Below are 18,420 nucleotides of genomic sequence, written 5' to 3'. Positions count from 1 at the left end.
GGCCTACCATTTTGTCAGGCCATTCAGCGGAACGCGATCCAGTACGCTTTGCAGTGTTTCGCCATCCGGGAACACCAGATCCGGTGCCAGATCCGCCAGCGGGTACAGCATAAACTCGCGGTTCTTCATATGGTAATGCGGCACAGTTAAACGCTCCGTGTCGATCACCCGATCGCCATAAAACAGCATATCCAGATCTAATGTCCGCGGGCCCCAGCGTTCGGCTTTGCGGACACGTCCCTGATTTTGCTCGATGGCCTGGGTGCAATCGAGCAGCTCTTCCGGCGGTAACAACGTATCGAGCGACACCACGGCGTTCAGATAATCAGGCTGATCCTGCGGCCCCAGCGGCTTGCTGCGGTAAAACGGAGAGACAGCCACAAAGCGGGTGCGCGGCAAATGTGCCAGCGCCTCCAGCGCGCAATTTACCTGGTCGAGAGGTCGTGAGAGATTGCTTCCCAGAGCCAGGTAAACGCGGATCATTGACCGCCATCCTTACGGGGAGCGCGTTTACGCGGACGACGTGTCCGTGCGCGACGCGCAGGCGTTGCATCGTCACCGAGCGTACCGAGCATGGCTTTCTGCGAGGCCGGTGTGGCTTCCTGGAATTCACCCCACCACTGCGCCAGACTTTGCAGTTCGCGATGCTGTTCAACTTCAGCGCGCAGAACCAGTAAATCGTAAGCGGCACGGAATTTAGGATGTTCCATCAGCTTGTGCGCACGTTTGCCCTGACGGCGGGACAGACGCAGCTGCAATGCCCAGATATCACGCACCAGCGTGGTAATACGTTTTGGAATTGCCAGCGTGCGACATTGTTCGTCGAGCACGTCGTTCATGGCCAGCGCGAAGGCGTCGTAATACGTCAGACCGCCTTCCTGCGCCAGTTTCTGTGCATGTTCAATCACCGGATACCACAACATTGCCGCGAACAGGAACGCCGGATTGACGCGCTGATCGTTCTGCAAACGGTAGTCGGTATTTTTCAGAACCTGCAACAGAATATGTTCCATCGGGCTGTCGCCATGCTCAGTAAACTGGCGGGCGATCAGCGGGAACAACGGCTGGAACAGCTGGTATTCACACAGTTTTTTGTACGTGGCATAACCGTAGCCGGCTTGCAGCAATTTCAGCGATTCTTCAAACAGACGCGCAGGCGGAATTTCCTGTAGCAGGGTCGCCAGACGTGGGATCGGCTCAGCGGTTTCCGGGCTGATCTTCATGTCGAGTTTTGCAGCGAAACGCACCGCACGCAGCATACGCACCGGGTCTTCACGGTAGCGGGTTTCCGGATCGCCAATCAGGCGAATGATGCCGTTTTCCAGGTCACGCAGGCCGCCGGTGTAATCACGGACGGTGAAATCAGCCACGCCGTAATACAGGCTGTTGATGGTGAAGTCGCGGCGCTGGGCGTCGTCTTCAATCGTGCCGAAGATGTTATCGCGCAGCAGCATGCCGTTCTGGGCCTGCTGGGAAACGTTTTTATCGTCGGTTTCTTCATACTGTTCGTGATGGCCACGGAATGTGGCAACTTCGATGATTTCCGGGCCGAACATCACGTGGGCCAGACGGAAACGACGGCCAACCAGACGGCAGTTACGGAAAAGTTTGCGCACCTGATCAGGCGTTGCGTTGGTCGTGATATCGAAATCTTTTGGCTTTTTATCCAGCAGCAAATCGCGCACGCCACCGCCGACCAGGAAGGCTTCATAGCCAGACTTATTCAGGCGGTACAGGACTTTCAGGGCGTTTTCACTGATATCACGACGGGAAATATTGTGCTCATCGCGGGGAATAATGGTCATCGCACGGGTTTCGCCCGCGTAATCAAATGACGGGCGTGGCTTCTGGACGTGCTCGGTACGCGGAGCACGCTGTTCGCTGCGTTCGCCACGGTTGTCGGTACGTTCACCGCGATTGTCGTTACGTTCGCCACGCGGCTGATAAGGCGCAGAGCGACGGTTGTTGTTGTTACGACGGTCGCCCCGGTTTGCGTTGTCATCCCGACGGCCACGGTTTTCGCGGCGTTGCTCGTTGTCACGACGTTCAGGATGGTTTGCCTTCACAGTGTTTTCAGCCACAGGAGACGGATCGCGGCGGGAATTGTCCTCACGATTAACTTCTCCATGAAGTGCGGCTTCGTCATGAACAGCCTTTTCTTCACGAACGACTTTATCTTCACGGACCAGCACCTTACGGCAAAAATTGGCTACTCGGGTAAAAATGGTACACCTCGATAGTGACTGAAAAAATTGGCGTGACGCAAAAACAGCGGCTAATCATAGCTCACGATAGCCTCTTTGAGAATGCCGATGTCAGTTCAGCGGTGATTAAGCGCCCTGACGCGGTATCTCAGAGGGCGTCCAGTGCGTTGTCGCCCAGCGTAATAATAAAGGCAAAGTGTAATCCTGCCAGTTTTCCGGCAGCGTTTGGCCTAAAAATTTCAGTGCGTTAATGATTACCGGCCGCGGATCGCCTTCAGGCAGCGCCGGTGCATGATTTTGTTTCGAAAGCTTGTCGCCATTTTCATTCAGTGCCAGCGGCAAATGCAGATATCCCGGTTGCGGATATCCCAGATGCCGGTAAAGCGAAATCTGGCGCACGGTGGGCTCGATGAGATCGGCTCCGCGCACAATATGATTCACGCCCTGAAAATGGTCATCAACGACAACCGCCAGATTGTAGGCAAACAGCCCGTCGCGGCGTCGGATAATAAAATCTTCTTCGGCCAGCTGGCTTTCGGCCTGTAAATGCCCCTGAAAATCATCATCAAAACCATAAACCGGTAATGTCTGATGCAGGCGAATTGCCGCGTTTTCTGCACCTAAATTCAGGCCACGGCAGTGACCGTCGTAAAAGCCGCCGCTTTGAGCAATGCGCTGGCGGGTACAGGTGCAGTAATAGCTTTTTTGTTGCTGATACAGCCAGTCCAGCACTTCGCGGTAGGCGTCATGACGTTTGGATTGCCAGACGACGTCGCCGTCCCATTCCAGACCAAAGCGTTCGAGCGTGGCCAGAATGCGGTCAGCAGAACCGGGAATTTCACGCGGCGGATCGATATCGTCAATGCGAACCAGCCACTGACCGTTTTGGGCGCGCGCATGCAGATAACTGCCGAGTGCGGCAATCAGCGAACCAAAATGGAGGTCACCGGAAGGTGAAGGCGCGAAACGGCCCGTGTATTGATTTTGTGGCATAAGAATGGGGTCGTGCTTTTAAAGGGAACGCGGTGCATGACGCACCGCGTGGAACCCGGGACTTAGCCAGCCATCTGCTTTTCGCGGATTTCTGCCAGAGTCTTACAGTCGATACACAAGTCAGCGGTCGGACGTGCTTCAAGACGGCGGATGCCAATCTCAACGCCACAGGAATCGCAATAACCGAAATCCTCGTCTTCCACTTTTTTCAGTGTTTTTTCAATCTTTTTGATCAGCTTACGTTCACGGTCACGGTTACGCAGTTCGAGGCTGAATTCTTCTTCCTGAGCGGCACGGTCGACCGGATCAGGGAAGTTTGCAGCTTCATCCTGCATGTGTGTAACGGTACGATCTACTTCATCCCTGAGCTGATTGCGCCATGCTTCAAGAATCTTTTTGAAGTGAGCCAGCTGAGCGTCGTTCATGTACTCTTCGCCCGGCTTCTCTTGATACGGCTGCACCCCAGCGATAGCGAGAATGCTCAAGGACGACGTCTTACGGGTTTGGCCTTCTTGCATGATGCTTCTCCTACATAACACGCACTATGTTCATCCACCTTAACGTTTACAGGTTTTCTGCAAATGAGAGGCTTCGAACACTTCGATCCCCAACGGGGGAAAAAATCAGGCCGCTATAAATAACAGAAGGCAACGAGGTTGGCAATTATTCCTGACAGGTGCTTGACAAGCCTGTGAGGAAAAGCGTATTCGCGACCTGTATTTATGCCGCCGACGGCTAATAACAGGGTTATCCGAACTGGGTTTATCCGTTTAATGATTTCGTGACCAGCGGTAATCGTTCTGTGAGGCGGATACCCTCAGCAGAAAGTGCGGCACCGTAGCACATCACTTCTACACCTTTTTTCTGAACCTGCGTCAGCAATTCTGTGTAACGGGGATCAATATGGTGTGCAGCAGACACGCTTTCAATGCCTGAATGTAAAACAGCGAAGAAAAGTACCGCTCGCTGCCCCTGTTCTGCCATCGACTGTAACTCGCGCAAATGCTTCTGGCCGCGCAGCGTGACTGCATCCGGGAAGAATCCCTGACCTTCGTGCAGCAGCGTGACAGATTTCACTTCAATATAGCAGTCAGGTTGATTTTCTGCCTGTAACATCAAGTCTATACGGCTATTTTCGGTGCCGTATTTTACTTCCGCCGATAAATTACTGTAACCGGATAATTCCGGTATGCGACCGGCTTCTATTGCCTCGCGCACCAGCTGGTTTGCCCGCAGCGTATTCACGCAAATCCAGTGATGTTGCTGCGTTTCGGTCAGCTCCCAGCTGTGGGCATATTTACGTTTGGCGTTATCAGACGTGGAATACCAGACGGTATCACCCGGCGTGGCGCAACCGGTCATTGCGCCGGTGTTGGCGCAGTGCAGCGTGAGTTCACGGCCATCGGGGGTGATGACGTCTGCGAGAAAACGTTTGTAACGTTTGATCAGGGTAGCGGGTTGAAGCGCTGGCTCGAAATGCATGAGAGTTTCCGTATAAAAGAGATTCAGGTGGCTGGAATGTCAGCCAGAGGCCAGCTTTGCAGGCAGCGGTAACGGGTACGCCCGCGTTCGTAAGTCGATTCGTAAAGACTGAATTCTTCGGCGTCCAGTTGCCAGTTGGGCGTGGCGGGTGGGATCGCCACCGGCCGCGTGGCGCTGCGGTACAACGACACGTGCGGATGAAACGGCAGCGTACTCTGATGGCAGCCGTTACGCGCGGCGTGAGAGCGCAGCACCGAAGCCAGTTGCAGCAGCGCATTGGGCGCGCGCTTCGTGCCAATCCAGACCACGCCGGAACCCGGCCAGTGACCGATATCGTCCAGACACAGGCTGAACTTTTGCGCCTGAATGCGCCCGGCGATGCGGGTCAGCGCATCCGCTTTGAGTTCACTGATTTCGCCCAGAAAGGCCAGCGTAATGTGCAGGTTCGCCGCCGTGACGGGGCGGCCGGTGTCCTGCGGAAAGTTATCGGCACGCCATTTGATGACCTGCTTTTGTAACTTTGCAGGTAACGCTAAGGCGAAAAACAGGCGGCGCTCGACAGACATATTCTTTCCTGGTTTAAAAAAATCACGACATACCGGATCTGGCGCTAAATGCTACAATGCCCGCCGTTTAAAGTTAACTCTCATGGAGAATTCATTGTCTTCTTTGCCGGTCAGCGCCGTACTTGAACCGCTTTTAATCGCCCTTAAGCAGGCACCGCAAGTGTTACTGCTCGCGCCGACCGGTGCCGGTAAATCGACCTGGCTGCCGTTGCAGTTGCTCAAACAGGGCAATCTGCCGGGGAAAATCCTGTTGCTGGAACCGCGTCGTCTGGCGGCAAAAAATGTCGCTTTCCGTCTGGCGCAGCAACTGGGCGAAACGCCGGGGCAAACCGTCGGTTACCGTATGCGCGCCGAAAGCAAAACCAGCGCGGCGACGCGGCTTGAAGTCGTGACCGAAGGCATTCTCACCCGCATGGTGCAGGCGGATCCTGATCTGACCGGCGTTTCTCTGGTGATCCTCGATGAATTCCATGAGCGCAGTTTGCAGGCCGATCTGGCGCTGGCGCTGCTGCTCGACGTACAAAATGTGCTGCGCGATGATCTGAAACTGCTGATCATGTCCGCGACGCTCGACAATCTGCGTTTATCGCCGTTACTGCCTGATGCGCCGGTGATCGTTTCCGAAGGACGCAGTTTTCCGGTTGACCGTCAGTATCTTTCCCTCGCCACCCACGAAAGGCTGGACGAAGGCGTTTCCCGCGTGGTCAGCCGCCTGATGAGTGAAAATCACGGCTCGATGCTGCTGTTTTTGCCCGGCGTTTCCGAAATTACCCGCGTGCAAAATCTGCTTTCGGGCAAGGTGGCAGACGATGTCGATCTCTGCCCGCTTTACGGCGCGCTCTCTTTAGAGCAGCAGCAAAAAGCCATTCAGCCTTCACCCGCCGGACGTCGCAAAATCGTGCTGGCGACCAATATTGCGGAAACCAGCCTGACCATTGAAGGTATCCGGCTGGTGGTCGACAGCGGTCTGGAGCGCAGCGCGCAGTTTGACCCGCGCAGCGGCCTGACGCGTCTCGTTACGCAGCGCATCAGTCAGGCGTCCATGACCCAGCGCGCAGGCCGCGCAGGGCGTCTGGAGCCCGGATTGTGCTGGCATCTGTTCAGCAAAGAGCAGGCGGAACGCGCCAGTGCGCAGGCCGAAGCGGAAATCCTGCAAAGCGATCTGAGCAGTTTCTGGCTGGAGTTGTTGCAGTGGGGTTGTCAGGATCCGGCGCAGCTTCAGTGGCTCGATGTACCGCCCGCGGCGGCGTTGTCGGCGGCAAAACACCTTTTACATCAGCTTGGCGCGACCGACGCGCAGGGCAAACTTACCGCCGCCGGACAGCGCATGGCGCAGCTCGGCTGTGAGCCCCGGCTGGCGGCGATGTTGATTTCTGCGGCGCAGCAAAGCCCGGACGCGCTGGCGACGGCAGCGCTGCTGGCGGCCATGCTCGAAGAACCGCCACGCGGCGGGTTGCCGGATATTGATTACTGGTTCAGCCGTCCGCAGGGAAACTGGCAGCGGCGCGCAAAACAGCTGGCGCAGCGCACCGGCGGGAAAAGCGGTGATGCCGATGCGTCGCTCGCACCGTGGCTGCTGGCACGCGCATTCAGCGACCGTATCGCCCAGCGACGCGGTGAAGATGGCCGTTATCTGCTGGCTAACGGGCTGGGCGCGTCTTTGCCGCAGGACGACGGATTAACCCGCGCGCCGTGGCTGGTTGCGCCGCAATTATTGCAGGGCAACAACAGCCCGGACGCCCGAATTTTGCTGGCAATTTCGCTCGATATCACACAACTGCCTGCGCGGTTGCCGGACGTCGTGGAAGAGCAGACGGCGGTCGAATGGGATGAAGAAAAAGGGACGCTGCGCGCGTGGCGGCGCTGGCAAATAGGGCGTCTGGTGCTGAAAGCGAATCCTCTGGCGAAACCGGAAGATGCCGAGCTGCAACAGGCGCTGATCGACTGGATCCGCACGCAGGGTTTGCAGGCGCTGACCTGGTCGGTGGCCGCCGAACAATTGCGGTTGCGCCTGACCTGTGCGGCAAAATGGCTGCCGGAGGCTGACTGGCCAGCGATGGACGACGACGCCCTGCTCGGCGGGCTGGAAAGCTGGTTACAGCCTTCTTTACAGGGTGTGCGTTCGTTAAAGTCGCTGCAACAGGTTGATTTGCATGATGCCTTATTAAGGCTCTGTGACTGGCAACAGCGTCAGCGTCTTGACGCCGCTTTACCGACGCATTACACCGTCCCGACTGGCAGTCGCCTGCCGATCCGCTATCATGCAGACCAGCCACCGGCGCTTTCGGTGCGGATGCAGGAAATGTTTGGCGAAGAACGCAGCCCTAAGCTTGCCGAAGGGCGCGTGACCGTGGTGCTGGAATTGCTGTCTCCGGCGCAGCGGCCTTTGCAAATTACCGCCGATCTCGCGGCGTTCTGGCAGGGCTCGTACCGCGAAGTGCAGAAAGAAATGAAAGGGCGCTACCCGAAACATCCGTGGCCTGACAACCCGGCTGAAGCAGCGCCGACGCGGCGAACCAAGAAGTATTCCGCGCAATAAGCGTGGCGACGAAATTGTTCAGGAAAGGTCGCTTTTTTTCAGACCTTTCTTCTGGAAGTAAACCAAAGCCGGGCACAGAGTAAGCGCCTTGCTGCCCGCGTTGCGGGATAAAAAAGTATCCGTTTGAATCGAATATGAAAATGACTCAGCTAAACAGAATCATTATGCAGAATAACTTTATGACGAACACAGCAGTACGTGGGGAGAATGACTGATGTCTGGCGATGATCGCGAGCCAATTGGCCGTAAAGGTAAACCCGCCGGGCGCAAGCCTGCGCGGACTCGTCCGGTTCGCCGCAGCCGTCGGGATGACGACTACGACGAATACGAAGAAGAGGAACTCGATGACGAGTATGAGGATGAAGATGATTACGAAGAAGAACGGGGATCTCGCATGAGCCGCAAAGCACCGCCGCGTAAAGCGAAAAAAGGCGGCAAGAAGAGCCTGAAACGCCGTATTTTCTGGCTGCTGGTCAAGCTGTTCATCGTCTTTGCCATTCTGCTGGGCATTTATGCGGTCTATCTGAACCGTGAAATCCACAGCCGCATCGACGGCGGTAAAGTCTGGCAATTACCGGCGGCCGTTTATGGTCGTCAGGTAAACCTTGAGCCGGATATGTCCATCAGCAAAGCTGAAATGGTCGGGCTGCTGGAAGGCACGCAATATCGCGAAGTGACGCGCATCACCCGTCCGGGCGAATTTACCGTCCATGCGAATTACATTGATTTACTGCGCCGTCCGTTTGATTTCCCGGAAGGCAAAGAAGGGCAGGTTAACGCGCGTCTGATGTTTGATGGCAACAGCCTGTCAGAAATTAAAAACCTGGATAATCAGCGTGATTTCGGGCTGTTCCGCCTGGATCCGCGTCTGATCACCATGTTGCAGGCGTCCAATGCTAACGGCGAACAGCGTCTGTTCGTGCCGCGTTCCGGCTTCCCGGACTTGCTGGTTGATACCTTGCTGGCAACGGAAGACCGCCATTTCTACGAGCACGACGGGATTAACTTCTATTCCATCGGTCGTGCGGTGGTGGCGAACCTGACAGCCGGTCATGCGGTACAGGGCGGCTCTACGCTGACCCAGCAGTTGGTCAAAAACCTGTTCCTGACCAACGAACGCTCTCTGAGCCGTAAGGCGCGTGAAGCGGTGATGGCGGTCTTGCTCGACGCCGACTACAGCAAAGATCGCATCCTTGAGCTGTATCTGAACGAAGTGTATCTCGGCCAGAGCGGTTCCGATCAGATCCGCGGTTTCCCGCTGGCGAGCCTGTATTACTTTGGCCGTCCGGTGAACGAACTGAGCCTCGATCAGCAGGCATTGCTGGTCGGTATGGTGAAAGGCGCATCGCTGTACAACCCGTGGCGTAACCCGACGATGGCGTTGCAACGTCGTAATCTGGTGCTGCGTTTGCTGGTCGATCAGAAAGTTATCGATCAGGAACTGTATGACATGCTGAGCGCGCGTCCGCTGGGCGTTCAGCCAAAAGGCGGGGTGATTTCACCGCAGCCTGCGTTCATGCAGATGGTGCGTCAGGAATTGCAGGCCAAGCTGGGCGATAAAGTTCAGGACATGTCCGGGGTGAAAATTTTCACCACGCTGGATCCGATTTCTCAGGATGCGGCGGAAAAAGCGGTTGAAGAAGGCATTCCGTTACTTCGCAAGAAAAGCGGCCTGAACGACATCGAAACGGCGATGGTGATTGTTGACCGTTATACCGGTGAAGTGCGTGCGATGGTCGGCGGGGCGGAAACGCAGTTTGCCGGTTTCAACCGCGCCATGCAGGCGCGCCGTCAGGTCGGTTCTCTGGCGAAACCGGCGACCTATCTGACAGCGCTGTCGCAGCCGGATAAATACCGCCTGAACACCATTCTTGCCGACCAGCCGCTGAACCTGAAACTGGCGAACGGCCAGATCTGGTCGCCTAAAAACGATGACCATCAGTTCCGCGGTCAGGTTCTGCTGGTGGATGCGCTGGCGCGTTCCATGAACGTTCCGACGGTTAACCTCGGTATGGCGGTGGGTCTCGACAACATCACCAAAACGCTGATTGATTTGGGGATCCCGAAAGAATCCCTGAACCAGACGCCGTCGATGTTGCTCGGTGCAATCGCGCTGACGCCGATGGAAGTGGCGCAGGAATACCAGACCATTGCCAGCGGCGGTAACAAAGCGCCACTGTCGGCGGTGCGTTCGGTGATTGCGGAAGACGGCACAGTCTTGTACCAGAGCTTCCCGCAGGCAGTACGTGTGATCCCTTCTCAGGCCGCTTATCTGACATTGTACGCAATGCAGCAGGTGGTTCAGGAAGGGACATCGCGCGCGCTGGCGAACAAATTCCCGAAACTGCATCTGGCCGCGAAAACCGGGACATCGAACGAACTGCGTGACAGCTGGTTTGCCGGTATCGACGGCAATCAGGTTGCAATCACCTGGGTTGGCCGCGATAACAACGGTCCGTCTAAGCTGTGGGGTTCTACCGGTGCGCTGGTGCTGTATGGCCGCTATCTGGAAAACGGCACGCCTCAGCCGCTGGATCTGCAAATGCCGGAAGGTATCAGCCCGATGAATATCGACGGCGCAGGTAACTTTGTGTGTGGCGGCGGTGGCGGTATGATGGGCGGTGGCACCGTACGTTCCATTCCGGTCTGGACCGATTCACCGGATGCTATGTGCCAGGCTTCTGTTTCTGCCGTTCAGCAGCAACAGCAGCAACAACAACAGCCTCAGGGCCAGCAACCTCAGGCGCAGGACGAGAAGAAAGACAGCAACGGTGTTGCCGGTTGGATCAAGGACATGTTCGGTTCCGGCCAGTAACAAATTGTTGATTTCAGAAACATTAAAGGGCGCGATGAGAATCGCGCCCTTTTTAATTGTTATTCTTAACTCAAATTTCCCCGTCGTGTTTTACATTCCCGTCAGGTCTTTCACAACTCAGTCCGTATAATTCATAGGCGTTTTTACCCATGTTTAACATGGGGATACTTTTTATTCATTCAGCCAATCTATGAGTCAAATAGGCTTGCAGAGCCCCGCGCAATGCGCATATTATGCGACGGTCATAATAATAATTATCGTTTACATTCCCATTACCACTCCAGAGATAATGCAATGGCTTCTCAATGCTCGCTTTCAAACTCAGTCCAAAAAGGCGCATTTAAGCGTCGGACGCTCGCGTTTACCATTACCGCCGTTCTGGGCTCCACCGCGTTTTACGCAGGTGCAGCAACCACAGCAACCGCGAAAGAAGATACGATTAATGTTACCGGCGCGACTCAGGCATCCACTGAATCTGCGTGGGGCCCGGCTCCGACGATTGCTGCAAAACGCAGCGCGACGGCGACCAAAACTGACACCGCGATCGAAAAAACGCCACAGTCTGTTTCCGTGGTAACCCGCGAAGAAATGGATATGCACCAGCCGAAGTCTGTTAAAGAAGCGCTGGGCTACACGCCGGGCGTGACGGTCAACAGCCGTGGCGCATCCAGCACCTATGACTTCGTGATTATTCGCGGCTTCTCATCTGTGGGTCTTAACCAGAATAACTATCTGGATGGCCTGAAGCTGCAGGGCAACTTCTATAACGATGCGGCGATCGACCCGTACATGCTCGAACGTGTTGAACTGATGCGCGGCCCGACTTCCGTCCTGTACGGAAAGAGCAATCCCGGCGGTATTATCTCTATGGTCAGCAAGCGTCCGACCACAGAGCCACTGCATGAAGTTCAGTTCAAGATGGGTACAGACAATCTGTTCCAGACAGGTTTTGACTTCAGCGATGCGCTGGATGATAACGGCGAGTTCTCTTACCGTCTGACCGGTCTGGCCCGCTCGAACAACGAGCAGCAGGAAAATGCGAAGCAAAAACGTTACACCATCGCGCCGTCATTCACCTGGCGCCCTGATGACAAAACGAACTTCACTTTCCTCTCCTATTTCCAGAACGAACCGGAAACCGGTTATTACGGTTGGTTGCCGAAAGAAGGCACGGTTGAGCCATTGCCAAACGGTTCCCGTCTGCCGACCAGTTTCAACGAAGGCGCGACCAACAATAGCTATTCCCGTAACCAGAAAATGGTCGGCTATAGTTTTGACCATGAATTCAACGACACCTTCACCGTGCGCCAGAATCTCCGTTTCAACGAGATGAAAACGTCACAGCAGAGTGTTTACGGAACCGGGATCGACGCGACCAACGGGCACATGCTTAACCGCGGTACCGTGGTTGATAACGAACGTCTGCAAAACTTCAGTGTAGATACCCAGCTGCAAAGTAAATTCTCTACCGGCGATATTGATCACACCTTGCTGACCGGTGTTGATTACATGCGCATGCGTAACGATATCAACGCGACATTCGGCACTGCGCCGCAGTTGGATCTCTATCATCCAACGCGGGAACACTTCGATTTCGGTGATGCCGCTCCGTATCAGATGAACGAAAGCAAGCAGACTGGTCTGTATGTTCAGGATCAGGCGGAATGGGATAAGTGGGTCATGACCCTGGGTGGCCGTTACGACTGGTCACAGCAGGCAACGACTGTACGCGGTGATGGCGGTGGTTACATTGAACGTAACGACAAGAAATTTACCTGGCGCAGTGGTCTGAACTACCTGTTTGATAACGGTATCAGCCCGTACATCAGCTACAGCCAGTCTTTCGAGCCGAGCGCTTTTGACCTGTGGAGCCAGCCGCGCGTTTCCTACGCACCGTCTAAGGGGGAGCAGTACGAAGCGGGCGTGAAGTATGTGCCGAAAAATATGCCGGTTGTGCTGACCGGTGCTATCTACCAGCTGACCAAAACGAACAACCTGACCGCTGATCCATCGAATCCACTGGCGCAGGTTCCTGCGGGTGAAATTCGTGCACGTGGTGTGGAACTGGAAGCGAAAGCGGCCCTGAACGCCAACATCAACATGACGGCGTCATACACCTATACCGATGCGCAATACACCAAAGACACCACGCTGAAAGGCAATACGCCTGAGCAGGTGCCTACGCACATGGCTTCCCTGTGGGGCGATTACACCTTCTATGAAGGTATTCTGAGTGGATTTACCGTGGGTACCGGTGGTCGTTATATCGGTTCAAGCTACGGCGATCCGGCGAACACCTTCAAAGTCGGCAGCGCCGCAGTGATGGATGCGGTCGTGAAATACGATCTGGGTCGTTTCGGCCTGAACGGTTCCAGCGTGGCGGTTAACGTCAATAACTTGCTGGATCGTGATTACGTTGCCAGCTGCTTCCAGACGTACGGTTGTTTCTGGGGCGCGGAACGTCAGGTTGTGGCAACAGCCACCTTCCGTTTCTAAAAGCTTTAAGAAGTTAAATCCGGGCACGCTGGTCGTGCCCGTTTCCAATTCACTTCCAGACGTCACGTAGAAAATCTTATGCCTGATAACAACGTACACCCGTCTTCATCGCTGCCTGACAGCGTCTTTTGCCTGCAAGAAGTCAGCTTTTCAGTGCCGGGGCGAACGTTGCTCGCGCCGCTGTCACTGACCTTCCCGCAGGGAAAAGTGTGCGGGCTGATTGGCCATAACGGCTCCGGGAAATCAACGTTGTTAAAAATGCTGGGACGGCATCAGCCGGCGACGTCCGGAACGATTTATCTGAATGAAACGCCACTGGCCCAGTGGGACAGCAAAGCGTTTGCGCGTCAGGTTGCGTATCTGCCGCAGCAACTTCCGGCCGCAGAAGGCATGACGGTGCAGGAACTGGTGGCGATTGGCCGCTATCCGTGGCACGGCGCGCTGGGGCGTTTTAAACATCAGGACAAAGAAAAAGTCGAAGAAGCCATTGCGCTGGTGGGCCTGAAACCGTTCGCCCAGCGCCTGGTCGACAGCCTCTCCGGCGGCGAGCGTCAGCGTGCGTGGCTGGCGATGATGGTCGCACAGGACAGCCGTTGCCTGTTGCTCGACGAACCGACTTCCGCGCTGGATATCGCGCATCAGAAAGATGTGCTGGCGTTGATCCAGCGCCTGAGCCGTGAGAAAGGCTTAACCGTGATCGCGGTATTGCATGATCTGAATATGGCGGCGCGTTATTGCGATGAACTGATGGCATTGCGCGGCGGCGAGATGATCGCGCAGGGCGCGCCGGAAGACATGATGCGCGGTGACGTTCTCGAACAAATTTATGGTATTCCGATGGGCATTCTTCCGCATCCTGCGGGCGGTGCGCCGGTAAGCTTCGTTTACTGATATGTCTGATATTCAACGTTATTCAGGGCTGACGCGCCGTCGTCTTTTACAGATGATGGCGCTGTCCCCGTTACTGACTTCCCTGCCAGCGCTGTCTGCCTCGCGCCCTGATCTGAGCCGCATCGTTACCCTCGAATGGTTACCTACCGAGCTGCTGATTGCGCTCGGCGTGATGCCGCTGGCGATTGCTGATATTCCCAATTACAACCTGTGGGTGGCGGAACCGCCGCTGGCACCCGGCGTTATCGATGTCGGCCAGCGCACCGAGCCTAACATGGAGCTTATCCAGCAACTGAAACCTTCTTTGTTGCTGATAACGCAAGGTTATGGCCCGGACACCCAACAGCTGGAAACTATCGCGCCGGTGCTGGGTGTGAAAGCCAATGATGGCAGCGCGAAGCCGATGCAGCTGGCGATCAAATCTCTGCATAAACTGGCGGATACGCTCGGTTTGCAGGATCGCGCTGAACAACATTTGCGGGTGTATAACGACGCCATTGCGAAAACGCGTGAGCTGATGAAACCGGTCGCGCAGCAACCGGTACTGCTGATGACCTTTATCGACCCGCGCCACGTTCTGGTGTTTGGTCAGGGCAGCATGTTCCATGAAATCATGGGCGATGTCGGGCTGACCAACGCGTGGGGCGGCGAAGGCAGTTTCTGGGGCAGCGTGTCGGTAGGCGTTGAGCGCCTGACCCGCATTAAAAATGCCCGCGTGCTGTGTTTTGATCACGGCAGCGCAGACATCATGGATGCGGTTGCCAAGACGCCGCTGTGGAAATCGATGCCTTTTGTCCGTTCAAATCAGTTCAGCGTTGTCCCCGCCGTCTGGTTCTACGGCGCAACGTTCAGCGCCATGCATTTCTGTAAAATCCTGAACAGCACACTGGGGAAACCGGTATGAACCGCCGTTCACTCAGCGTTTCGCTGATCCTACTTTTAGTTCTGGCGCTGGCAGCCGGTGCGCTCAGTATTTACAACCTGCACCAGCAATTGCCTTATCACTTATGGCGCGGCGCGCTCTGGCAGCCGGACATCGACGATGTTCAGCAGATGCTTTTCCATTACAGCTCACTGCCGCGTATCGCCGTCGCGCTGCTGGCCGGTGCCGGTCTGGGGCTGGTCGGTTTGTTGTTCCAGCAGGTATTACGTAATCCGCTGGCCGAACCCGCGACGCTGGGGGTTTCGGCGGGCGCACAGCTCGGCCTGACGATCGCCACGCTCTGGGCGCTGCCGGGCGGCATGATCACGCAGCAGTTTGCCGCGATGACTGGTGCGGTGGTGATCGGCGGGCTGGTGTTCGGGATCGCCTGGGGCAAACGCATGTCGCCGGTGACGCTGATCCTCGCCGGTCTGGTACTCGGCCTGTACTGCGGCGCGGTGAATGGCCTGCTTGGGATCTTCAACTATCAGAGCCTGCAAAGCCTGTATATGTGGAGCAGCGGTTCGCTGACACAGCAGGACTGGGACGTCGCGACGTTTTTATTGCCGCGCGTGATTATCGTCTGGCTGCTGGCGTTCCTGTTACAGCGCCCGATGACCCTGCTCGGGCTGGATGACGGCGTCGCGAAAAACCTGGGTTTAGGCCTATCGGCGGCGCGTCTGGCGGTGCTGGCGCTGGCGATCCTGATGAGTGCGCAGCTGGTCAACGCCGTCGGGATAATCGGTTTTATCGGCCTGTTTGCGCCGCTTCTGGCGAAAATGCTCGGCGCACGTCGCCTGACTGCGCGTCTGGTGATGGCCCCGCTGATTGGCGCATTGCTGCTGTGGTTCACCGATCAGGTGATGCAATATGTGACGCAAATCTGGATGGAAATCCCGACCGGTGCCGCGACCGCGTTAGTCGGTGCGCCGCTGCTGCTGTGGCTGCTGCCGCGTCTGCGAAACAGCATGACACCGCCTCCGATGAATCAGGGCGACAATGTGCCCAATGAACGTCACCATCTGGTGCGTTGGGTTGCGCTGGCTTTACTGGTGCTTCTCGCCGGGCTGGTGATCGCGCTGATGGTCGGGCGTAATGCAACAGGCTGGAGCTGGGCGACGGGCGCAGATTTGCAGGCGTTGCTGCCGTGGCGTTTACCGCGCGTACTGGCGGCGCTGGCGGCAGGGATTATGCTGGCATCTTCCGGCGTGCTGATTCAGAAACTGACCGGTAACGCGATGGCGAGCCCGGAAGTGCTGGGGATCAGCTCCGGTGCGGCGACCGGCGTCGTGGTGATGATGTTTATCGTTCCCGGCGATGCGTTTGTGTGGCTGCTGCCTGCGGGCAGTGCCGGTGCGGCGTTAACGTTGCTGGTGATTATGGTCGCCTCCGGCCTGCGCAGTTTCTCGGCGGAACGGATGTTGCTGACCGGCATTGCGCTGAGTACCGCTTTCACCACGCTGATGACGCTGCTGCTGGCCAGCGGTGATCCGCGTATGGGCGGTTTGCTGACCTGGCTTTCCGGTTCGACCTATTCAGTCACTGCGCCGATGGCGTGGCGAACGCTGGCGCTGGCCGCCGTGCTGATGGTCATCGTGCCGTTCTGCCGCCGCTGGATAAACATCTTGCCGCTCGGCAGCGTGACCGCGAAATCCGTCGGACTGGCGCTGACGCCAACGCGTGTGGCGATCCTGCTGCTGGCCGCCGTGATGACGGCTGCCGCAACGCTGACCGTCGGGCCGCTGAGTTTTGTCGGGCTGATGGCACCGCATATGGCGCGCATGATGGGATTCCGCCGCGCCGTTCCGCAGTGGATGGTGGCGAGTATTCTCGGCGGTCTGCTGATGGTCTTCGCGGACTGGTGTGGCCGTATGGTGATCTTCCCAAACCAGATCCCCGCCGGTTTGCTCGCGACCTTCATCGGCGCGCCGTACTTTATCTATCTGCTGAGAAAGCAGGCGAGTTAACGTGTTTTGCTAATAAAAAAGGGGCCAGATGGCCCCTTTATGCTGTGGGGATAAAGAATTCAATTTTCACTTATCAGTGAACGTTTAAATTACTACGACGAATTTCCCATCAATCAGAGAAAATATCGGCGCGAAGCTCATTGAATATGTCTCACCATCTTCGTTATAAAAATACGTTAACGGTGAGTACGTCGGGATGGATTTATTATAAAATTGAACCATTCTGCCTTTATTCATGACCCGAACAGCATAGTCTTCCCAGCTAATTTTCCCTATTTTGGCTTTGCCATTTTCAATCTCATCTTTCGTGAATTGTGATTCCAAAATATCATCTTCGCTATCCCCCATTGACCTTGACCATACGTCAAGTGATATTTTGTATAATTTTTTTATTTTTGACCTGTCCTGGTCATTTATTGCATCAGCAAATTCTGAATAGGCCATTTGTAATTTCTGAATTTGTTCCTCTGATCCTGTGAATGGAGTAGCATTGACCCAAGCCCATGTTGGGAGTCCATGAACCTCAATTATTCTTGTGAACTGGAATATCTCCATTCCTTTCGGGAATCTATAAGTCTTATAAGATTTGGCCCTGATATGTCCGATTTCTGATTGTTCTGCCTGGATTTTATTGTAGTTTAAATATTTTTTATCGTCTTCATTTTCATTGGTAATGAGTGACTGAGGGATTCCCTCTTTATCTATTGAGATGTTTATTGAAGTGAGTATTGTTTCTTTTTGTTTTTCGAATTTTATGACATCCAATTTACAACTTGCTTCCGGGTTGAATGTTGCACGTGTCTTATTGTCGATGTCTTCTTGAGAAAACCAGGCCAGAGCACCGATTTCAAGAGTAACATCATTCTCGCCATTTTCTAACATGAGCAATGAGTTTGTACTGGATGAACCCATACCTCTACCCTGCATTGAAGATGTACGATTATCTGAGCCGACGACGTCGTTGGTCTTAATGGTGCAAAATGCATACTTAATATCGAACACGCTACGAATTTTAAAAGGGATTTCATTAGCAAGAACATTTGTCATTGTAATACTTCCTGTTAATATGGTTAACGCTATTTTGTAGAATAATCTCATGTCATCCTCAGTGATTTTTACAGTTGGGGGATTCCGTTGTAACCGTAAGGCTTATCATCTTTTTTATTGTTATTTGGATTAGATCCCATTGCCCAGGGTTCTGCGTGAACAGGTACTGTTATCGTGGGTTGTGGAACAGAACGAACCTTCCCGTATAAGTTTATTCTTAAAGGCGAGTCACTTGCTTTTAGCGGCGCCGCTAATAGCCATTCTTTTTTTATTTTTTCTCCTGCCTGTTGTTCTTCTTTATCACCTCTTTTAGCCCTAAAATCCGCTACAAACTCGAAATAGCCCTTTATTCCATCATGATATCCAGCCAAATCAAGCCCGTCATCATATTGATCCAGTTCGAACCCTGCCGCGGTAGCAAGTTTTCCGGACGTATTAAGTGCTATGTCAGCCCAAAACACTTCCATCTTAAATGCGGCACTGATGACGCCTTCCAGG

General features: G+C 55.0%; 14 protein-coding genes. 6 read left to right on the top strand and 8 right to left on the bottom strand.

Annotated features, from left to right (window positions below):
* Positions 1–3: 3 nt before the first annotated feature.
* From folK to thpR, 6 genes are all read right to left on the bottom strand, one after another.
* Complete coding sequence (folK, locus tag KWG64_RS23645; RefSeq protein WP_195813756.1) at positions 4–483, bottom strand: 2-amino-4-hydroxy-6-hydroxymethyldihydropteridine diphosphokinase; 480 nt, start codon at positions 481–483, stop codon at positions 4–6.
* The gene (pcnB, locus tag KWG64_RS23640) at positions 480–1,805 is read right to left on the bottom strand and encodes a polynucleotide adenylyltransferase PcnB (RefSeq protein WP_204902605.1); all 1,326 of its coding nucleotides are present in this window, start codon (positions 1,803–1,805) and stop codon (positions 480–482) included. The genes folK and pcnB overlap by 4 nt, the downstream gene beginning before the upstream one ends.
* 525 nt (positions 1,806–2,330) lie before the next feature.
* Complete coding sequence (gluQRS, locus tag KWG64_RS23635; protein ID WP_218523310.1) at positions 2,331–3,197, bottom strand: tRNA glutamyl-Q(34) synthetase GluQRS; 867 nt, start codon at positions 3,195–3,197, stop codon at positions 2,331–2,333.
* A gap of 62 nt (positions 3,198–3,259) precedes the next feature.
* A complete protein-coding gene (dksA, locus tag KWG64_RS23630; RefSeq protein ID WP_095924702.1) occupies positions 3,260–3,715 on the bottom strand; it encodes an RNA polymerase-binding protein DksA in 456 nt (151 codons plus the stop codon).
* Between the two features lie 244 nt (positions 3,716–3,959).
* Positions 3,960–4,679, bottom strand: a complete 720-nt coding sequence (gene sfsA, locus KWG64_RS23625) for a DNA/RNA nuclease SfsA (protein ID WP_218523309.1) — start codon at positions 4,677–4,679, stop codon at positions 3,960–3,962.
* 23 nt (positions 4,680–4,702) lie between these two features.
* Positions 4,703–5,245 (bottom strand): RNA 2',3'-cyclic phosphodiesterase, encoded by a 543-nt coding sequence (gene thpR, locus KWG64_RS23620; RefSeq protein ID WP_218523308.1) that lies wholly within the window; start codon positions 5,243–5,245, stop codon positions 4,703–4,705.
* Between the two features lie 94 nt (positions 5,246–5,339).
* Here thpR and hrpB point away from each other — a divergent pair, with 94 nt between their 5' ends.
* From hrpB to fhuB, 6 genes are all read left to right on the top strand, one after another.
* On the top strand, positions 5,340–7,784 hold the full coding sequence (hrpB, locus tag KWG64_RS23615) for an ATP-dependent helicase HrpB (protein ID WP_218523336.1): 2,445 nt from the start codon (positions 5,340–5,342) through the stop codon (positions 7,782–7,784).
* A gap of 214 nt (positions 7,785–7,998) precedes the next feature.
* Positions 7,999–10,599, top strand: coding sequence for a bifunctional glycosyl transferase/transpeptidase (gene mrcB, locus KWG64_RS23610; protein ID WP_218523307.1), 2,601 nt, complete (start codon positions 7,999–8,001; stop codon positions 10,597–10,599).
* A 294-nt stretch (positions 10,600–10,893) separates the two neighbouring features.
* The gene (fhuA, locus tag KWG64_RS23605) at positions 10,894–13,095 is read left to right on the top strand and encodes a ferrichrome porin FhuA (protein ID WP_218523306.1); all 2,202 of its coding nucleotides are present in this window, start codon (positions 10,894–10,896) and stop codon (positions 13,093–13,095) included.
* Positions 13,096–13,173: 78 nt separating this feature from the next.
* Positions 13,174–13,986: a Fe3+-hydroxamate ABC transporter ATP-binding protein FhuC gene (gene fhuC, locus KWG64_RS23600; RefSeq protein WP_218523305.1), complete on the top strand. Its 813-nt coding sequence runs from the start codon at positions 13,174–13,176 to the stop codon at positions 13,984–13,986.
* Position 13,987: 1 nt separating this feature from the next.
* Positions 13,988–14,890 (top strand): Fe(3+)-hydroxamate ABC transporter substrate-binding protein FhuD, encoded by a 903-nt coding sequence (gene fhuD / locus KWG64_RS23595; RefSeq protein ID WP_218523304.1) that lies wholly within the window; start codon positions 13,988–13,990, stop codon positions 14,888–14,890.
* A complete protein-coding gene (fhuB, locus tag KWG64_RS23590; RefSeq protein WP_218523303.1) occupies positions 14,887–16,875 on the top strand; it encodes a Fe(3+)-hydroxamate ABC transporter permease FhuB in 1,989 nt (662 codons plus the stop codon). Before fhuD ends, fhuB begins: the two co-directional genes overlap by 4 nt.
* Before the next feature lie 84 nt (positions 16,876–16,959).
* Here the strand turns inward: fhuB and KWG64_RS23585 are convergent, their stop codons facing one another.
* Together KWG64_RS23585 and KWG64_RS25785 are read right to left on the bottom strand one after the other, a co-directional pair.
* The gene (locus KWG64_RS23585; protein WP_255562283.1) at positions 16,960–17,922 is read right to left on the bottom strand and encodes a hypothetical protein; all 963 of its coding nucleotides are present in this window, start codon (positions 17,920–17,922) and stop codon (positions 16,960–16,962) included.
* A gap of 68 nt (positions 17,923–17,990) precedes the next feature.
* On the bottom strand, positions 17,991–18,389 hold the full coding sequence (locus tag KWG64_RS25785; protein WP_255562282.1) for a hypothetical protein: 399 nt from the start codon (positions 18,387–18,389) through the stop codon (positions 17,991–17,993).
* Positions 18,390–18,420 lie beyond the last annotated feature (31 nt).

This window comes from Rahnella sp. PD12R, from assembly GCF_019200965.1.
In the GTDB taxonomy this organism is placed as follows: domain Bacteria; phylum Pseudomonadota; class Gammaproteobacteria; order Enterobacterales; family Enterobacteriaceae; genus Rahnella; species Rahnella laticis.
This window is presented reverse-complemented; position numbering and strand designations above follow the sequence as displayed.